Here is a 17,858-nt window from a genome sequence, read left to right on the forward strand (position 1 = left end):
ATTTTAAATTGCGATTACGAGAATTACCAATGGCAATATCGTTTGGTATCCCCTGTTATCTGCGGGTACAGCCAGCATCATCACCGCGATGAGAGCCACAAAAAAGCCGGGATACCATCCTCCCGGCTTTTCCAGCTTATTTACCTGTTTCCGCAAAGCGCTTGAGCCGCTCGCCGATTTCGTCACGAACTCGCTGAAAGAACACCCATTTTTCCGCTTCCGATCCTTCCGCTTTTGCAGGGTCATCAAAGCCCCAGTGCTCGCGCTTGACGTGAGGCGGCGTCATCGGACATTTATCAGCTGCGTCTCCGCAAAGCGTCACGACAAGATCAGCACTGTTTAAAATAGCCGGATCGAGGATATCTGATGTTTGGCCGGAGATGTCAATCCCCGCTTCCTTCATCGCTTTTACAGCATTCGGATTGAGCCCGTGCGCTTCGATTCCCGCGCTGTATACATTCCATTCATCTTCTAGATATTGTTTCGCCCAGCCTTCAGCCATTTGGCTGCGGCAGGAGTTGCCCGTGCATAAAAAGTAGATGGTTTTTTTAGACATGTTTGTTCATCTCCCAAATGTTTTAGTGAATGATCAATAACCAGATATAAAGGCCAAAAAGAGTCATCAGCAGGGTCGGAACAGTCAGGATCACCCCTGTTTTCACGTATATCCCCCAAGAGATTTTCACTCCTTTTTGGGCGAGAACATGAAGCCATAACAGCGTCGCCAGCGACCCAATCGGCGTGATTTTCGGTCCCAGATCAGAACCGATGACATTTGCATAAATTAAGGCTTCTCTCATTATTCCATGTGTATCTGTACCGGCTATCGCAATAGCATCAATCATGACGGTCGGCATGTTATTCATTATCGATGATAAAATAGCCGCGATAAAGCCCATTCCAATGGTTCCCGCCAATAGCCCCTGATCTGCGGCTGCCTGTATAAGGCTGGACAGAAGGTCTGTTAAGCCGGCGTTTCTTAACCCGTACACGACGACATACATCCCAATGGAAAAAAACACAATCGCCCACGGTGCCCCTTTGACCACCTGCTTCGTATGAACGGCCGGGCTGTTCTTCGCCATAATAAGAAAGAAAACAGCCACCGCACCGGCGATAAAGGATACGGGGATGGACCATATCTCGCTTACAAAATAACCGATTAATAACATGCCCAGCACAAGCCATGACATACGAAACATGTTTATATCTTTAATGGCATCAGCCGGTTTCTTCACCTGACTGAGATCATAATGTTTCGGAATCCCTTTTCTGAAAAATAAGTATAAGACGAGTATACTTGCCGCAAGCGAAAAGAGATTCGGGACAATCATCCGTGCCGCATATTCAATGAACCCGACGTGAAAGAAATCGGCCGACACGATATTCACCAAATTGCTGACCACAAGCGGAAGCGATGTTGTATCAGCGATAAACCCGCTCGCGATAATGAATGGGAACACCAGCTTTTCTTCAAAACGCAAAGCCCGCATCATCGCAAGCACAATTGGCGTTAAAATAAGCGCCGCACCGTCATTGGCAAAAAACGCCGCCACGACGGCGCCTAAAACGGAAATATAAATAAACATACGCAGGCCGCTGCCTTTAGCCGCCTTCGCCATATGCAAAGCAGCCCATTCGAAAAAGCCAATGTGGTCTAAAATGAGCGAGATGAGAATGATCGCCACAAACGCCAGAGTCGCATTCCATACAATGCCGGTAACGTCCGCCACATCCTTTACGCTCACAACCCCCGCAAGCAAAGCCAAAACCGCTCCCCCGCAGGCTGACCAGCCAATAGACAGATTTTTCGGCTGCCAAATAACAAAAATAAGTGTAAGGATAAAGATAATTGCTGCTAAAACTGCTGAACTCAAACGAGAACCTCCTACTTACAAGAAACTTGAGTTTCTTTTTTCTGAATAGACTGCAACACGTCATCATCTGAGCTGATGTGACCGAGAATCGATTGAATCAATCCATATTCAGGACAAGCCGAATTAATTGAATAAAACCGCCACTGTCCCTTTTTCTCTTCATTCACAAATCCAGCCTGTTTCAGCTTCCGTAAATGCTGGCTGATAGCTGGCTGGCTCATGTCAAACATATCGACAAACTGGCAGACACAGTATGTTTTTTCCTCCAGCAGCTTCATGATCAAAAGCCTGGTTTGATCATGAAGAAGCTTCAGGCAGTGACTGATTTCAGCAGATGTCAAGGCATGCTTCATGAAAGCATCAGCTCCCTTCCGCGTTCATTGTATAACTCACCGATTATATAAGTCAATGCTTATATCATAGAAGAAAAAGGATCACCGTTTAAAATCTTTTTTTATTATCATTCCTTCCCTTATGAAGCTAAAATGGCTTTATTTATACTGTCACATATTGTGAATGATTTATGAATTTACATTTCTTTATCACTTTTGTGTTGTTCGGATAGGCCTGATAAAAAGGAACTTTGTGCCCATGCGAAAGCTTGTTATAACCTATAGAAGATGTAAAGAAACAATCAGCCGTATTAGTCCATAAGACCTGTACTCTTAAATTTTTTTTATTCATTTTCTATCAAACAAAAGAGGAAAATAGACCCATTGAAATAAGATTCAGTGTCTAATAGAATAATGTCGAAAAGCAAATTACGCAGGTTTGTTACTGATAAAGCAGGCAAGACCTAAAATGTGTTAAGGGCAAAGTGTATTCTTTGACGTCATCCCTTTACATATTTTAGGTCTTTTTTTATTGCACGTAATCGACTTGCCATTATCAACAGGAGGGCTGGAAGAAAGCAGACCGCTAACACAGTACATAAAAAAGGAGACAAGAACGATGAACATCAAAAAGTTTGCCAAACAAGCAACAGTATTAACCTTTACAACCGCACTGCTGGCAGGAGGCGCGACTCAAGCGTTTGCGAAAGAAGCAGATCACAAACCGTATAAAGAAACGTACGGCATTTCCCATATTACCCGCCACGACATGCTGCAAATCCCTGAACAGCAAAAGAATGAAAAATATCAGGTGCCTGAATTTGACCAATCGAAGATTAAAAACATCTCTTCCGCAAAAGGCTTGGACGTGTGGGACAGCTGGCCATTGCAAAACGCTGACGGCACAGTCGCAAACTACCATGGCTACCATGTTGTCTTTGCATTAGCCGGAGACCCTAAAAACGCGGATGACACATCGATTTACATGTTCTATCAAAAAGTTGGCGAGACTTCCATTGACAGCTGGAAGAACGCAGGCCGTGTCTTTAAAGACAGTGACAAGTTTGATGCAAATGATCCCATCTTAAAAGATCAGACACAAGAATGGTCAGGATCAGCTACATTTACATCTGACGGCAAAATCCGTTTATTCTACACTGACTTTTCCGGTAAACATTACGGCAAACAAACACTGACAACTGCACAGGTTAACGTGTCAACTTCAGACAGTTCTCTTACGATTAACGGTGTAGAAGATCACAAGTCCATTTTTGATGGCGACGGCAAAACATATCAAAATGTTCAGCAGTTCATTGATGAGGGCAACTATAGTTCAGGCGATAACCATACGCTGAGAGACCCTCACTACGTGGAAGATCACGGCCGCAAATACCTGGTATTTGAAGCGAACACAGGAACTGAAGACGGCTACCAAGGCGAAGAATCTTTATTTAACAAAGCTTATTATGGCAAAAGCTCATCATTCTTCCGTCAAGAAAGTCAAAAACTTCTGCAAAGCGATAAAAAACGCACTGCAGAATTAGCTAACGGCGCACTTGGCATGATTGAGCTTAACGATGACTACACACTGAAGAAAGTCATGAAGCCGCTGATCACATCTAACACAGTAACTGACGAAATCGAACGTGCGAATGTCTTCAAAATGAATGGCAAATGGTATCTGTTCACTGACTCTAGAGGATCAAAAATGACAATCGACGGCATTACATCTAACGATATTTACATGCTGGGTTATGTCTCTAACTCCTTAACAGGCCCGTACAAGCCGCTGAACAAAACCGGCCTTGTGCTGAAAATGGATCTAGATCCTAACGATGTGACCTTTACTTACTCACACTTTGCCGTACCGCAAGCTAAAGGAAACAATGTCGTGATTACAAGCTACATGACTAACAGAGGCTTCTATGCAGACAAACAGGCAACGTTTGCGCCAAGCTTCTTACTGAACATCAAAGGCAAAAAGACATCTGTTGTGAAAAACAGCATCCTTGAACAAGGCCAACTAACAGTTAACAAATAAAACGCAAAAGAAAATGCCGATACCCTATTGGCATTTTCTTTTATTTCTTATCAACATCATAAAGGTGAATCCCATATGAACTATAAAAAAGCAGGCAAATGGCTAACCGTATTCCTGAGCTTTTTAGGAATATTGCTGTTTATCGACTTATTTCCAAAAGAAGGACATGACCAAAAACCAAAATCAACACAGAAGCCGGACTACCGGGCAGCATATCATTTTACGACGCCGGATAAATGGAAAAATGACCCTCAAAAACCGATCTATTTTGATGGCAAGTATCATTATTTCTATCTATATAACCGGGATTACCCAAAAGGCAACGGGACAGAATGGCGCCATGCCGTATCAGACGATTTGGTGCACTGGACAGATGAAGGCGTGGCGATTCCGAAATATACAAACCCGGACGGTGATATTTGGACCGGTTCCGTCGTGGTGGATAAAGAGAACACAGCCGGATTCGGGAAAAATGCGCTTGTCGCGATTGTGACACAGCCCTCAGCCAAAGACAAAAAACAGGAACAATATTTGTGGTACAGCACAGACAAAGGAAAATCATTCAAATTCTACAGTGGCAACCCCGTTATGCCTAATCCGGGCACAGACGATTTTAGAGATCCGAAAGTGATATGGGATGACCAGGATAACAAATGGGTCATGGTCATGGCTGAAGGATCAAAAATCGGCTTTTATGAATCCGATAATCTTAAGGACTGGCATTACACAAGCGGATTCTTCCCAGAGCAGGCGGGAATGGTCGAATGTCCTGACCTCTACATGATGCGGGCAAGCGACGGAACGAATAAATGGGTTCTCGGTGCGAGCGCGAACGGTAAACCGTGGGGCAAACCAAATACGTACGCCTACTGGACCGGTAGCTTCGACGGAAAAGAATTTACAGCGGATCAGACTGAAGCCCAATGGCTTGACTATGGCTTCGACTGGTACGGCGGTGTGACGTTCGAAGACAGCAAAAGCACAGATCCATTAGAAAAGCGGTATGCGCTTGCCTGGATGAACAATTGGGATTATGCCAACAACACCCCGACAATGAAGAACGGCTTTAACGGCACAGATTCTGTCATACGCGAACTCCGGCTGCAGGAGCAGGACGGAACATACAGCCTCGTCTCACAGCCGATTGAAGCTTTGGAGCAGCTGACTGTTTCAACTGACGAAATAGAGGATCAGGATGTGAACGGATCAAAAACTCTGTCGATAACAGGTGATACGTATCAGCTTGATACGGATCTTTCTTGGTCAGAGCTAAAGAATGCAGGCGTCAGGCTCAGAGAATCAGAAGACCAAAAACGCCATATTGATGTCGGCATTTTCGCTGAAGGCGGCTATGCATATGTCAATAGAGCAGCCACAAATCAGCCTGACAAAAGCAATACCTATGTCGAAAGCAAAGCTCCTTATGATGTAAGCAAACGTAAGGTGCATTTGAAAATACTTGTCGATAAAACAACGATAGAGGTATTTGTTGACGACGGGAAAACCGTTTTTTCAAATGAAGTCTTCCCAAAGCCTGAAGATAAAGGTATTACCCTTTTTTCTGATGGCGGCACAGCCTCCTTCAAAAATATAACAGTGAAACACTTTGATTCGATTCATGAATAAAAACAGGTGCAGCGCGGGCTGCGCCTGTTTTTTATTCAGAACGGTATTCTCTGTTTCATATTGGGCATTGTAAGAAATATAAGGCTTGTTTCTAAGGAGGAAGCGGATGTCTAAACAAGGAAATTTTCAAAAATCGATGTCGCTGTTTGATCTGATTCTGATCGGGATGGGAGCTATCTTTGGATCAGCATGGCTGTTCGCTGTCAGTAATGTCGCTTCAAAAGCAGGACCCTCCGGCGCTTTTTCCTGGATTATCGGAGGAGCCATTATTCTGTTAATCGGACTGGTGTACGCAGAACTCGGAGCCGCTTTACCCCGCACTGGAGGCATCATCAGGTATCCGGTCTATTCACACGGCCATTTGGTCGGCTATTTAATTTCATTTGTCACAATTGTCGCTTACACAAGCCTGATTTCGATTGAAGTCACAGCCGTCCGGCAATATGTGGCCTATTGGTTTCCTGGCCTGACCAAAGAGGGCTCTGACTCACCGACCATTGCAGGCTGGATTTTGCAGTTTGCCTTGCTCTGCTTGTTTTTCCTGCTGAATTACTGGAGCGTTAAAACCTTTGCAAAAGCCAATTTCATTATTTCTATTTTTAAATATATCGTACCGGTCACGATCATTATTGTGCTGTTTTTTCATTTTCAGCCGGGAAACTTATCGGTTGAAGGGTTTGCGCCTTTTGGTTTTACAGGCATACAGGCCGCCATTTCGACGGGGGGTGTCATGTTTGCATATCTCGGGCTGCACCCTATTGTGTCTGTTGCCGGTGAGGTACAAAATCCGAAACGCAATATCCCGATCGCTTTAATTATCTGTATTATCGTTTCAACCATTATTTACACGATTTTACAAATCACCTTTATCGGTGCGATTCCGACAGAAACGCTGAAAAACGGCTGGCCGGCAATCGGCCGTGAATTTTCATTGCCGTTTAAAGATATTGCGGTCATGCTCGGTTTAGGATGGCTTGCAACGCTTGTCATTTTAGACGCCATTCTGTCTCCGGGAGGAAACGGGAATATTTTTATGAATACGACATCTCGCCTCGTTTACGCTTGGGCGCGGAACGGCACATTATTTGGCATATTTTCAAAGGTCAATAAAGAAACGGGAACACCCCGTGCTTCACTCTGGCTTTCATTTGCCATGTCGATTTTCTGGACGCTCCCCTTCCCTTCGTGGAACGCGCTCGTCAATGTCTGTTCTGTCGCTCTCATCCTTTCTTATGCGATTGCACCAATTTGTTCAGCCGCACTGAGAGTAAATGCGAAGGACTTAAACAGGCCGTTTTATTTAAAAGGAATGAGCATCATCGGGCCGCTTTCATTTATTTTCACAGCTTTTATTGTGTACTGGTCAGGATGGACAACCGTTTCCTGGCTTCTCGGCTCACAGCTCGTCATGTTTTTGATCTATCTCTGCTTCAGCAAATACGCGCCTAAAGAAGACGTCAGCCTGGCCCAGCAGCTGAAATCAGCCTGGTGGCTCGTCGGATTTTATGTCATGATGCTGATTTTTTCCTATATCGGCTCTTTCGGGCATGGCTTAGGCATTATCAGCAATCCCGTCGATCTCATATTGGTTGCCATCGGCTCGCTTGCGATTTACTATTGGGCAAAGTATACCGGGCTCCCGAAAGCCGCGATTGATTATGATAAATAAGAAGCAGGAGTTTCTCTTGCTTCTTTTTTCGCTTTACAAACGCCATCACTCGAGATAAAATGAATGATAGTCAGTCATTACAGGAGGTGTTCCTCGTGCCAAAACAAACATCAGGAAAATATGAAAAGATTCTGCAGGCGGCGATTGAAGTCATTTCGGAAAAGGGACTCGATAAAGCCTCCATCTCAGAGATCGTAAAAAAAGCCGGCACTGCCCAAGGAACGTTTTATTTATATTTTTCATCCAAAAATGCTCTGATTCCGGCCATTGCGGAAAACCTTCTCACTCATACGCTAGAGCAAATCAAAGGAAGACTGAATGGCGAGGAAGATTTTTGGACCGTCTTACAAACCTTAATTGATGAGACGTTTCACATCACAGAGCGCCATAAAGATATTATTGTCCTCTGCTATTCGGGGCTTGCCATCGACCATTCCATGGAAAAATGGGAGACCATTTATCAGCCTTATTATTCTTGGCTCGAGAACATCATCAACAAGGCGATCGACAGCCAAGATGTGATCGAAGGCATCAATGCAAAGTGGACGGCAAGAACCATCATCAATTTGGTTGAGAACACAGCAGAACGGTTTTATATCGGGTTTGAACAAGATGAAAACCTTGAAGTATCTAAAAAAGAAATTTTCACATTCTTAAAACGGAGCTTAGGTAAAGCTTAAAAAATGACTGGGTGACACCGCTCATTTTTTAATACCTAAAAATGACTGACGTTCATTCATAAAAAGAGGTGTTACTGTTGTATTGGGTACTTGTTTTGATAGCAGGGCTTCTAGAAGTGGTTTGGGCCTCCTCCCTCAAACATGCGGATTCGCTTTTTGATTGGATTATCGTTTTTCTATTAATAGCGATAAGCTTTATACTGTTAATCCGCTCTTATCGAAAAATTCCTATGGCCGCGGCGTATACCGTATTTGTCGGAATTGGAACGGTCGGAACCTACACGACCGGGATCTTCTTAGGCGAATCCTTCTCAGCAGCGCAAATCTTCTTTTTGATGCTGCTGCTAGCCGGTATTTTAGGAATGAAGCTTTTCACAAAAGAAAATAAAACTCAGCCGAGAGGTGAAAAATAATGGCGTGGTTTTTATTATTTATTGCGGGTATAGAAGAAATTATAGCTGCCATCGCCATGAAATATATAGACGGCACAAAGAAAAAATGGCCGATTATTGTGATGACTGCCGGATTTGCTTTATCTTTTTACTGTCTTTCACAGGCCATGCAAGTCCTGCCTTCCGGTGTTGCTTATGCCGTCTGGACCGGTATAGGCAGCATAGGCGTAACAGCAGTCAGCCTGATTTGGTTTAAGGAACGGTTTCAGCTTTCTCAGCTGATTTCTCTTTGCCTGATACTTGCCGGCGTCATCGGCCTGCGTCTTACGTCTTAGATCATAAAAGGCATATACAGAAAGCTGTATATGCCTTTTATCTTTTACTCATCATCTTGATGTTTATGAAGATGAAGCGGCGGCGGGATGAGCCAGCCTTTGTTTTTCAGCAGCCTTAAGTATTTTGCCCCTGTTGCCGCCTTGGTCATATGAAATTGCCCAAACATCATGGCGATGTCTTCGCGAATCGACTGCCCCATAATTTTGCTGCATGTCACAAGACCGGCTGCATTTTGCGCCGCTGCAGATGCGGCCACATCCGGATCGAGAAACCGCGCGCCCGGCGGAATGTCGTTAAGATCTGCATCCGGCGGCTCAGGAGAAGCGGGCGGAAGCCCCACGCCATTTTCTTTCAGGATATTGCTGACCTGTTTGATTTCATCTTGGCATTTCTCGATGGACTCACGAAGCAGCTTCTTTAAATCGCCATCACCAACATGATGCAATAACATCTGGTAATTGCCGATCATTTTATTTCCCGCCATCACATAACTCCACAAACTGAATACCTCACCGTAATGCATCGGTTCTTCCTGCGGGTTTCCGCTTAAAATACCCATGTTCATCCTCCTTGCAAATTCATATCGTACATCTCATAAGGTGCCCGAGAGAAGGAATATTTATGTTTCAGCGGGAAATTTTTATAAAACAAAAAAGACAAAAGCGCCAAAATGCCAAGCCCTTGTCTTTCCTGTTGTTCTATTGGACGCGCTCGGAGGGATTCGCTCCCCGGCAGACGTGGTAGCGGAAACCATTCAAATGCTTTTGTAGTATGAGTTATTGATTCCATCTATTTTTTAATTAAAGTTATAAACTCAGGGGGTTTTCTTTTCGAAACGAATTAATTTTTAACGAGCTGGCGGGATGCTTTGTGGAAAACAAAATAAATTTTCGGGATCATATTTCGCTTTTATTTTTCGAAGCCTTGCAAAGTTTGCACCATAATATTCTTTTCCGAAATTTTCAATGTTTTGATCTGGAACATTAACATATGAACCTGCTACATATGGTTGCATCAGCTGACGTACTCTTTCAACTGAGGCAAGGTTTGAAGCTTCTTGTGATTTATTTTGCCAACTAGCCGTCCATTCCGTATAAAACAGTGGATGGCGCCAAAAAAAGGCTGTTTCGTCTTTAGGTACTCTTCTTATAGCACCCCCCCAATTTATAAAAAAGAAGTTGGAGTCTGCTCCAGTGGCCTCTTCCAAGAATTTTCTCATGATTGAAATGGGTTCGTCAGACCAAAGATCATGTCCCCAGGCTGAGGAGAATTTAACACTCTGATCATTTCTGCCAGGGATGGGTTCGTCAGGGTCTAAGAAATCTATAGCATCTGGATAGGATAATGTTTTGATATCTGCTCGTGTTGGAGTTCCAGCATTTAATAAAGGATTTAATAATTTAATCAATTCATTTTTTGGACCGAGGAAAATTCCTTCTGCATGACACAAACCATTTACTTTGCTGTAAATTTCAAGGTAGCATCCTAATCGTTCATCTACAAACGGCGCCCATTTCTGCCAGGCTTTAAAAACCGTCTCCAATTGTTCCCATGGCCAAATAATATTGAAGACAGTTGCTGTTTTAGGGGCACGATGAACTTTGAAAGTATATTGGGTATTATATCCAAAGTTTCCTCCGCCGCCACCTCTAGAAGCCCATAGTAAATCCTCATTGCAAGATTGATTTGCGTGAATAATCCTGCCTTTTGCATCTACCGTTTTCAGTGCGAGAAGGTTATCACTTATAAGGCCAATCGATCGTGAGACTACTCCAAATCCACCGCCCATCGTAATTCCTCCGATTCCAACTGTTGGGCTGTCTCCAAACGGAGCCATAAAACCATCTCGAGCTAATCCTTTTACAAGCGGGCCAACATGAATGCCAGTTTGAACGGTTGCAATCGCGTTTTCTTCATCTAAGAAAACTTTATTCATGTCACTCACATCAATAACAATTCCTCCACTTACTACTGAAAGGTTCTTATCTAGAGCATGGCGACCACTTCTGACACGTAAGGGCACATTATTCTCACGAGCCCATTTAATAGCATTACTAACATCGTATGAATCTTGTGCAAAAACAAAGACAAGAGGATAGACATCAACATAAGGGTTCCAATTCTTAACTGCCTGTGTATAGCCGGGGTCCCCTTTGAAGATTACACGCCCTGTTAACTGTGTTGATCCCATATATTTCACTCCCAATAAAATTTGATTCCGATATCAGCATATGTAGGATCTGGATAAATTCTTAGACAAATTTTCTACGAACTTAAAAACATACAAAAAAGACAAGAGCGGCAAATGCCAAACCCTTGTCTTTCCTGTTGTTCTATTGGACGCGCTCGGAGGGATTCGAACCCCCGGCAGACGTGGTACCGGAAACCACCGCTCTATCCAACTGAGCTACGAGCGCATATTGACATATTTTCACTGCGTGATGATAACGTCAGCATAACTCATTATACGGTATTTCAGCCGAAATAACAACCCTCTATTTTAAAGGGCTGTTTTTTTAAGAAGACACATCACCTTCTTTCAGAAGCTCACATACGATGGTTTGAACCGTTGTATTTTTGGGGAAAATGGGAAAAAGAGAAGAGTTTACATGTCAAGCCAGCTTTTTGTTTGACCTTTATTGACCAAAAATGTATCATGTAACTACATACTTACCTAAAAGGTGAAGGAGGAGCATTATGAATTTAATACCTACAGTCATTGAACAAACGAACCGCGGGGAAAGAGCGTATGACATTTATTCTCGTTTATTAAAGGATCGTATCATCATGCTTGGATCTGCGATTGATGACAACGTTGCGAACTCCATCGTGTCACAGCTTTTATTCTTAGAAGCGGAAGACCCTGAAAAAGATATTTCTATTTATATCAACAGCCCGGGCGGCTCTATCACAGCCGGTATGGCGATCTATGATACCATGCAGTTTATTAAGCCGAAGGTATCTACAATTTGTATCGGTATGGCTGCATCAATGGGCGCGTTCTTGCTTGCTGCCGGAGAAAAAGGCAAACGCTATGCGCTTCCAAACAGTGAAGTCATGATTCACCAGCCTCTTGGCGGAGCTCAAGGTCAAGCGACAGAAATTGAAATTGCCGCGAAACGTATTCTCTTGCTTCGCGACAAATTAAACAAAGTGCTTGCTGAACGTACTGGCCAGCCTCTTGAAGTGATCGAACGCGACACAGACCGCGATAACTTCAAGTCTGCTGAAGAAGCGCTTGAATACGGCCTGATTGACAAAATTCTGACTCGCAACTCAGAAGATCAAAAGTAATACAGCAACCTGCAAGAGACATGTCTCTTGCAGGTTTTTTAATGCTGAAGGAACTCTCTCACTAACAAGAGAAACATACATACGAAACATCAGAAATGCAGTCCCTTTTCCCTCCGTTCATTTTTGAATACGATTTATTGTATACGACTTCCACTCTTCATTCAGCACCTCAAACGTCAAATCGCAAGTTTGCCTTACAATCAGATCGGCATCATGCATTGATTGTTCATAGCCGACTCCAACCGCAAACATTCCGGCAGATTTAATGGCGGCAATTCCCGCCTCAGCGTCTTCTACTGCCGCACAATCAGCCGGGGAGACGCCAAGCAGCGCCGCGGCCGTTAAAAATATTTCGGGATCAGGTTTTCCGTTCGCAAGAGCCGTCGGGTCAACAATGGCATGAAAATCATCAATAATCTCCAAACGTCTTAAAATCTCGGGGGCGTTGCGACTTGAAGACGCTAACCCGATTTTTATATTTTCGACTTTTAATTCACGAAGAAGCCTGCCGATTCCCGGCAAAAGATCTTCCGGCGTCAATTTGCTGATCAACGTCTGATAATATTTGTTTTTTTGGTGCAGAAGATCTTGTTTCTCCGCATTTGTATATGTTGCTTCCGCTCCGCCATAAATAAGTATGTTTTCAAGCGACTTTTCTCTGCTGATTCCTTTGAGGCTTTCATTCATACTGCGGTCAAAGGGAATATCGATTTGTTCTGCTATGTGCTTCCAAGCGAGAAAATGATATTCAGCAGTATCTGTGATCACCCCGTCTAAATCAAAAATGACCGCTTTCATATGCTGATACCCATCATAGCTTCATAGGGTTCAAGGCAAATATGCTTCATGTCAGCTCTCTCCTGCGAATAGTTGGAAATGAGCACTTTCCAACGCTCATGAATCAGTTCCTGAGGCAATTCGAACTGAGCCTTGTCTTCTGATAAATTCACAACGACGAGAAGCTTTTCCCCTTGATATTCACGGATGTAAGAGAAGATTTGCGGGTCATCCTCCAGCAGCAGCTGATAATCTCCGTCTATTATGATCTGATATTGCTTTCGTAATTGAATAAGCTTCTGGTAGTAGTAGAAAATCGAATCTTGATCGTCCAAGGACTCTTGCACATTGATTTCATGATAGCGGGAATTTACCGCTATCCAAGGGTTTCCGGCTGTGAATCCCGCATGTTTTTCGGCATCCCATTGCATCGGTGTTCTCGCGTGATCTCTTCCTTTTTTCGTTACGGCTTTTAGAAAATCTTTTTCTGACATCGTTTTGTTTTCGATGACCAGTTCACGGTATGCATTTTTTATTTCAAGATCATCATACATTTCCAGCGGCATATCACTGTTGACCATGCCGATTTCTTCTCCCTGGTAAATAAACGGGGTTCCTTTCATACCGTGAAGAACCGTTGCAAATGCTTTTGCACACTGCTTTCGCAGCTCGCCATCATTGCCCCAGCGGGAAATGACCCTTGGCTGATCATGATTTTCAAAATACAGGGTATTCCAGCCGACATTCATTAACGCGTTCTGCCACCTTGTCATCGTCTTCTTTAAAGCGACCAGATCAAACGGCTTGAGCTGCCATTTTCCATTTGGCGAATGCGGTTCCGAATCAATATCCATATGTTCAAACGTAAAGATCATATTCAGCTCATGTCTGCTTTCATCCGTATACTTTTTCGCCTCTTCTGTATCGGAACCGTTTGCCTCTCCCACCGTCATGCAATCGTAATGAGAAAGAACTTCCCGGTTCATTTCTTGAATAAACTCATGCAGGCGGGGGCCGTTTGAATGATAGCAGCCGACGATATAGCGGCGGCTGTCATCTGTTTCGTAGTCCGGAAAATCGACGTATTTGGAAATGGAGCCGATCACATCCATCCGCCAGCCGTCAACGCCTTGATCCATCCAGAACCTCATCAAATCATAAACTTCCCGGCGTACCGCTTCATTTTCCCAGTTTAAATCAGGCTGCTTTTTCGAAAAGTAGTGCAAATAATATTGCCCCGTCCGTTCATCAAGCGTCCACGCCGGGCCTGAGAAGATTGATCCCCAGTTATTGGGCTCAGATCCGTCCGGTTTTGGATCTTTCCAAAAATAATAATCCCGGTAAGGATTGTCCTTCGACTTGCGGCTTTCGTCAAACCACGCATGCTCATCCGACGTGTGGTTCACAACCAAATCCATGATGATTTTCATTCCGCGCTGATGCACTTCATCAATTAACTGAAACATATCTTCATTTGTCCCAAATTTTGCGTACATGTTTCTGTAGTCGCTGATGTCATAGCCGTTATCATCCTGCGGGGAATCAAACACCGGCGAGAGCCAGATCACATCCGCCCCGAGACGTTTGATGTAATCCAGCTTTTGAATCACGCCTTGCAAATCCCCGAATCCATCTCCATTGGAATCATAAAAACTGCGCGGGTAAATTTGATAAACGACAGCTTCCTTCCACCATCTACTCATCAGGCGTTCTCCTTTCACATCGTTCAGTTAGCACAACCGGTTCCTCATAAACTTTCATGTGCAGCGGCTCGCCTTTTAAAAGCTCAAAGATGGCGCTCTTTTCGTCAACCGTCACATTGATTAAGCGATTTCGATAATTGATGTTGAACGAATATCCGTCCCATTCTTTCGGCAACAACGGAGCAAATAACAGCGTCTCATTCGTGATACGCATGCCGGCAAAGCCCTGCACGATCGCGAGCCAGCTTCCCGTCATTGATGTAATGTGCAGGCCTTCTTCCGTGTCATGATTGTAGTTGTCAAGATCAAGCCTTGCTGTACGCTTATATAATTCTAGCGCTTTCTTTTCCATCTTGAGTTCGGCTGCGAGAACCGCATGGACAGAGGGCGACAGGCTCGATTCATGAACGGTCATCGGTTCATAGAATTCAAAGTTTCGCCGTTTTTCTTCCATTGTAAAACGGTCATGAAAAAGATAAATGCCTTGAAGAACATCTGCCTGCTTAATAAAATTGGAGCGCAGAATTTTGTCCCATGACCAATTCTGATAAAGCGGCCGCTCAGTTGGATCTAATTCTGCTGCCGATCGCAGGTCTTTGTCCAAGAATGTGTCATGCTGAATGAAAATTTGCAGTTCTTCACTATACGGATAGTACATCTGCCGGATAATATCTCTCCACACCTTCCGTTCTTCTTCCTGCACATCAAGAAGGCGGCGTTTTTCCGCTGAAATCCTTTCAATATTTTCTAATGTATACTCCAACGTCCAAGCCGCGATTACATTCGTATACCAATTGTTGTTGACATTGTTTTCATATTCATTCGGCCCTGTGACGCCGTGGATCATATATTTGTTTTTTCGTTTCGAGAAGTGAACGCGGTCAGCCCAAAATCTGCTGACTTCCACGAGAACATCTATCCCGTATTCTTCCATGTAGTCACGGTCGCCTGTATAATTGACATAATTGCAGATCGCATAGCAAATCGCACCATTGCGGTGAATTTCTTCGAAGGTGATCTCCCATTCGTTGTGGCATTCATCTCCTGTAAACGTCACCATCGGGTAAAGCGCCCCCTTCAGTCCCAATTTTGCGGCATTTCGTTTGGCAGCCTCCAGATGGTGATAACGGTATAAAAGCAGGTGTTTCGTCACTTCCGGATCGGCAGCAGCCAAATACATCGGCACGGCATATGCCTCAGTATCCCAATAGGCGGCACCTCCGTATTTTTCGCCTGTAAATCCTTTCGGCCCGATATTCAAACGGGCATCGCCCCCGTAATATGTCGAGAATAACTGAAAGATATTGTAGCGGATTCCTTGCTGAAGTTCCTCATCCCCTTTAATCACTATGTCTGCTTTTGCCCATCTTTCCTTCCATTGATCAGTGTGCCTTCGTCTTGCTTCCTCATATCCGTTCTCAAGAATATCCGCCAAAAGCTCCTTGCCTTTCGATAGAAGCTCTGCCTCCAGATAATCACGGGAAGTCGTGACAATAATAAATTTTTTTAAAGAAGCCTTCGTTTGATAGCTGTAGCGATTCTCAGCATACATGCCTGCTGTTTTATAGCTTTCACTGACAAAGCCTTCAGTCACGTTCGCCATTACGGCCGAAACAGTAAAGCGAGGTGTTCCAAACGGATTTTCGATCGTTTTTGCCACTACATGGCCGCGGTGAGAATCAGCCCCTTTCGCTTCTTCCTGCCAAAATCGTTCCTGGTAGTTAGAATCTTCATTTGCGACATTTCCATCCAGGTAAGGAACAAGTGTAATGACAGCATCTTCCGTCAGGCACTCTGCTTCGTAATGAATCGCACAAAGCTCTTTAACGGCAAGGCTAAGAAATCGCTCCGATCTGATTCTGACCGTTTTATCCTGAATGCGGACAACAGCGCTTCGCCGCAGAATTCCTTCTTTCATATTGAGTTCTAACTCAAATGATTCAATTTGAGTTTGATAAAGATCGACTTTTTTATCGTCAATATATAAATCTATGCCAATAAAGTTCATCGCATTGATTACTTTTCCGAAATATTCCGGATACCCGTTTTTCCACCAGCCTACCCGCGTTTTGTCAGGGAACCACACGCCTGCGATATATGTGCCTTGATGACTGTCGCCTGAATAGCCTTCTTCAAAATTTCCCCTGACTCCCATATAGCCGTTTGCAAGAGAAGTCAGGCTTTCCTGCAGCCGCATATGTTCCTTTTGAAAATGATTAGTTTTGATTTTCCATTCATCAATCTCAAATAACCGCTGATTTATCATATTTTCCTCCCGAATGTAAGTCTCCTTTATAACGGCGGGTTTTGGCCAAATATCTAAATGTAAAAGAGATCATCAAAGTGACGCCACACGAATGGATCATCAATACAGTGATCAAGTCAAAATGAACCATGCCGACAGCAGCTGCCACAAATGCCGGCAGTGCTGATGCGCAAATCGCTATAGATGCCGCTTCCTGGAATGACGCAATAGAAATCATGTTTGATAATTTTGTGATCCACATGCCTCCCGCAAGAACAGCAATCAAAAAAAACTGGATCATAAAAATCACCGCACATGCCAGCATCATGATCATCGGCTTATACTGTGCCAGCCACCATTCATTGATAAGGCTCACTACATCATGGGTGTTTGGATTCTTAAGCTTGGCGTCCATTTTCGCATAGCGGACAGAAAAACCCGTTCCATTTTGATCGGTGATGATCAGATGCTCAGACTGAAATATGATTGCGTTATCATATCCAGTTACTTTTAAACGCCCATTTTCACCGCTTGCCTTAAACTCATGCTCCATATCAACCGCCAGCAAATTCTGTCCATCTTCAATCCGATCAGAGCTCTTCCCGCCTGTCAGTTTTCCGTTTCTTATTTGAAAGCCTTGTAATTGATCAGCAAATCGATCATTAACCTTTTGCATAGCTGACGGCATGAAGGATTGAACGTTAAAACGATCCATTTTTATAAACGAAATCGTAAACGGCGCCATCAAACAGGCCGTCAAAAACATAAAGAGAAAGGTGAGCTGCAGCCAGCTGAATGTATTCCCATAACGGCAAACGCCCGATGGAGATGCGGCCGCTTTAAGACAGCGAATGATAAAGCTTTCATTTTGCAGATTCTTCATCGA

General features: G+C 43.9%; 17 protein-coding genes and 1 tRNA gene. 7 read left to right on the plus strand and 11 right to left on the minus strand.

The genetic code is table 11. The features are described 5' to 3' along the window. Positions 1 to 3: 3 nt before the first annotated feature. The 4 genes from LNN34_RS17670 to LNN34_RS17685 are packed head-to-tail and all read right to left on the minus strand — an operon-like array spanning position 4 to position 2,230. Positions 4 to 156, minus strand: coding sequence for a hypothetical protein (locus tag LNN34_RS17670; RefSeq protein ID WP_180948913.1), 153 nt, complete (start codon positions 154 to 156; stop codon positions 4 to 6). Next, positions 137 to 556, minus strand: a complete 420-nt coding sequence (gene arsC / locus LNN34_RS17675; RefSeq protein WP_229044018.1) for an arsenate reductase (thioredoxin) — start codon at positions 554 to 556, stop codon at positions 137 to 139. The genes LNN34_RS17670 and arsC overlap by 20 nt, the downstream gene beginning before the upstream one ends. A 22-nt stretch (positions 557 to 578) precedes the next feature. Then, entirely contained in the window at positions 579 to 1,877 is a 1,299-nt protein-coding gene (locus LNN34_RS17680) for an arsenic transporter (protein WP_229044020.1), read from the minus strand. A gap of 11 nt (positions 1,878 to 1,888) precedes the next feature. After that, on the minus strand, positions 1,889 to 2,230 hold the full coding sequence (locus LNN34_RS17685; RefSeq protein WP_024122946.1) for an ArsR/SmtB family transcription factor: 342 nt from the start codon (positions 2,228 to 2,230) through the stop codon (positions 1,889 to 1,891). Between the two features lie 598 nt (positions 2,231 to 2,828). On the opposite strand from LNN34_RS17685, the gene sacB reads away from it, so the two are divergent. The 6 genes from sacB (at position 2,829) to LNN34_RS17715 (ending at position 8,952) form a co-directional block, all read left to right on the plus strand. After that, positions 2,829 to 4,250: a levansucrase gene (sacB, locus tag LNN34_RS17690; RefSeq protein WP_024122947.1), complete on the plus strand. Its 1,422-nt coding sequence runs from the start codon at positions 2,829 to 2,831 to the stop codon at positions 4,248 to 4,250. Positions 4,251 to 4,325: 75 nt separating this feature from the next. Beyond that, on the plus strand, positions 4,326 to 5,876 hold the full coding sequence (levB, locus tag LNN34_RS17695) for a 2,6-beta-fructan 6-levanbiohydrolase (RefSeq protein ID WP_024122948.1): 1,551 nt from the start codon (positions 4,326 to 4,328) through the stop codon (positions 5,874 to 5,876). A gap of 106 nt (positions 5,877 to 5,982) precedes the next feature. Then, complete coding sequence (aspP, locus tag LNN34_RS17700) at positions 5,983 to 7,545, plus strand: aspartate/proton symporter AspP (RefSeq protein WP_024122949.1); 1,563 nt, start codon at positions 5,983 to 5,985, stop codon at positions 7,543 to 7,545. Positions 7,546 to 7,640: 95 nt separating this feature from the next. After that, the gene (locus LNN34_RS17705; protein WP_024122950.1) at positions 7,641 to 8,225 is read left to right on the plus strand and encodes a TetR family transcriptional regulator; all 585 of its coding nucleotides are present in this window, start codon (positions 7,641 to 7,643) and stop codon (positions 8,223 to 8,225) included. A 77-nt stretch (positions 8,226 to 8,302) separates the two neighbouring features. Further along, positions 8,303 to 8,638, plus strand: coding sequence for a DMT family transporter (locus LNN34_RS17710; RefSeq protein WP_044160350.1), 336 nt, complete (start codon positions 8,303 to 8,305; stop codon positions 8,636 to 8,638). Continuing rightward, positions 8,638 to 8,952: a DMT family transporter gene (locus LNN34_RS17715; protein ID WP_024122952.1), complete on the plus strand. Its 315-nt coding sequence runs from the start codon at positions 8,638 to 8,640 to the stop codon at positions 8,950 to 8,952. The genes LNN34_RS17710 and LNN34_RS17715 overlap by 1 nt, the downstream gene beginning before the upstream one ends. A gap of 44 nt (positions 8,953 to 8,996) precedes the next feature. On the opposite strand, the gene LNN34_RS17720 is transcribed toward LNN34_RS17715, so the two are convergent. From LNN34_RS17720 to LNN34_RS17730, 3 genes are all read right to left on the minus strand, one after another. Further along, a complete protein-coding gene (locus LNN34_RS17720) occupies positions 8,997 to 9,512 on the minus strand; it encodes a DUF3231 family protein (RefSeq protein WP_024122953.1) in 516 nt (171 codons plus the stop codon). A 288-nt stretch (positions 9,513 to 9,800) separates the two neighbouring features. Next, the gene (locus LNN34_RS17725; RefSeq protein WP_024122954.1) at positions 9,801 to 11,144 is read right to left on the minus strand and encodes an FAD-binding oxidoreductase; all 1,344 of its coding nucleotides are present in this window, start codon (positions 11,142 to 11,144) and stop codon (positions 9,801 to 9,803) included. A 150-nt stretch (positions 11,145 to 11,294) separates the two neighbouring features. Then, positions 11,295 to 11,370 (minus strand) — tRNA-Arg (locus tag LNN34_RS17730). Positions 11,371 to 11,650: 280 nt separating this feature from the next. On the opposite strand from LNN34_RS17730, the gene clpP reads away from it, so the two are divergent. Then, positions 11,651 to 12,247, plus strand: coding sequence for an ATP-dependent Clp endopeptidase proteolytic subunit ClpP (gene clpP / locus LNN34_RS17735; RefSeq protein ID WP_044159265.1), 597 nt, complete (start codon positions 11,651 to 11,653; stop codon positions 12,245 to 12,247). A 117-nt stretch (positions 12,248 to 12,364) separates the two neighbouring features. Here the strand turns inward: clpP and pgmB are convergent, their stop codons facing one another. From pgmB to LNN34_RS17755, 4 genes are read right to left on the minus strand one after another with little or no spacing between them, the layout of a single operon-like run. Next, positions 12,365 to 13,045 carry a beta-phosphoglucomutase gene (pgmB, locus tag LNN34_RS17740; RefSeq protein ID WP_059292489.1) on the minus strand — a complete coding sequence of 227 codons (681 nt, stop codon included), beginning with the start codon at positions 13,043 to 13,045 and terminating at the stop codon, positions 12,365 to 12,367. Further along, positions 13,042 to 14,727 (minus strand): glycoside hydrolase family 13 protein, encoded by a 1,686-nt coding sequence (locus LNN34_RS17745; RefSeq protein WP_229044022.1) that lies wholly within the window; start codon positions 14,725 to 14,727, stop codon positions 13,042 to 13,044. The genes pgmB and LNN34_RS17745 overlap by 4 nt, the downstream gene beginning before the upstream one ends. Further along, on the minus strand, positions 14,720 to 16,993 hold the full coding sequence (locus tag LNN34_RS17750; RefSeq protein WP_229044023.1) for a glycoside hydrolase family 65 protein: 2,274 nt from the start codon (positions 16,991 to 16,993) through the stop codon (positions 14,720 to 14,722). Before LNN34_RS17750 ends, LNN34_RS17745 begins: the two co-directional genes overlap by 8 nt. Next, entirely contained in the window at positions 16,971 to 17,855 is an 885-nt protein-coding gene (locus tag LNN34_RS17755; RefSeq protein WP_199398111.1) for a DUF1189 domain-containing protein, read from the minus strand. The genes LNN34_RS17750 and LNN34_RS17755 overlap by 23 nt, the downstream gene beginning before the upstream one ends. Between the last annotated feature and the right edge of the window lie 3 nt (positions 17,856 to 17,858).

The organism is Bacillus sp. AF23, assembly GCF_020861455.1.
GTDB lineage: Bacteria > Bacillota > Bacilli > Bacillales > Bacillaceae > Bacillus > Bacillus halotolerans.

Excerpts from the sequence above, each read along its gene's own strand:
- LNN34_RS17685 (WP_024122946.1), bottom strand. The coding sequence starts at position 2,230 with ATGAAGCATGCCTTGACATCTGCTGAAATCAGTCACTGCCTGAAGCTT.
- sacB (WP_024122947.1), top strand. The coding sequence starts at position 2,829 with ATGAACATCAAAAAGTTTGCCAAACAAGCAACAGTATTAACCTTTACA.
- LNN34_RS17750 (WP_229044023.1), bottom strand. The coding sequence starts at position 16,993 with ATGATAAATCAGCGGTTATTTGAGATTGATGAATGGAAAATCAAAACT.
- aspP (WP_024122949.1), top strand. The coding sequence starts at position 5,983 with ATGTCTAAACAAGGAAATTTTCAAAAATCGATGTCGCTGTTTGATCTG.
- LNN34_RS17725 (WP_024122954.1), bottom strand. The coding sequence starts at position 11,144 with ATGGGATCAACACAGTTAACAGGGCGTGTAATCTTCAAAGGGGACCCC.
- pgmB (WP_059292489.1), bottom strand. The coding sequence starts at position 13,045 with ATGAAAGCGGTCATTTTTGATTTAGACGGGGTGATCACAGATACTGCT.
- LNN34_RS17755 (WP_199398111.1), bottom strand. The coding sequence starts at position 17,855 with ATGAAGAATCTGCAAAATGAAAGCTTTATCATTCGCTGTCTTAAAGCG.
- arsC (WP_229044018.1), bottom strand. The coding sequence starts at position 556 with ATGTCTAAAAAAACCATCTACTTTTTATGCACGGGCAACTCCTGCCGC.
- levB (WP_024122948.1), top strand. The coding sequence starts at position 4,326 with ATGAACTATAAAAAAGCAGGCAAATGGCTAACCGTATTCCTGAGCTTT.
- LNN34_RS17720 (WP_024122953.1), bottom strand. The coding sequence starts at position 9,512 with ATGGGTATTTTAAGCGGAAACCCGCAGGAAGAACCGATGCATTACGGT.
- LNN34_RS17745 (WP_229044022.1), bottom strand. The coding sequence starts at position 14,727 with ATGAGTAGATGGTGGAAGGAAGCTGTCGTTTATCAAATTTACCCGCGC.
- clpP (WP_044159265.1), top strand. The coding sequence starts at position 11,651 with ATGAATTTAATACCTACAGTCATTGAACAAACGAACCGCGGGGAAAGA.
- LNN34_RS17715 (WP_024122952.1), top strand. The coding sequence starts at position 8,638 with ATGGCGTGGTTTTTATTATTTATTGCGGGTATAGAAGAAATTATAGCT.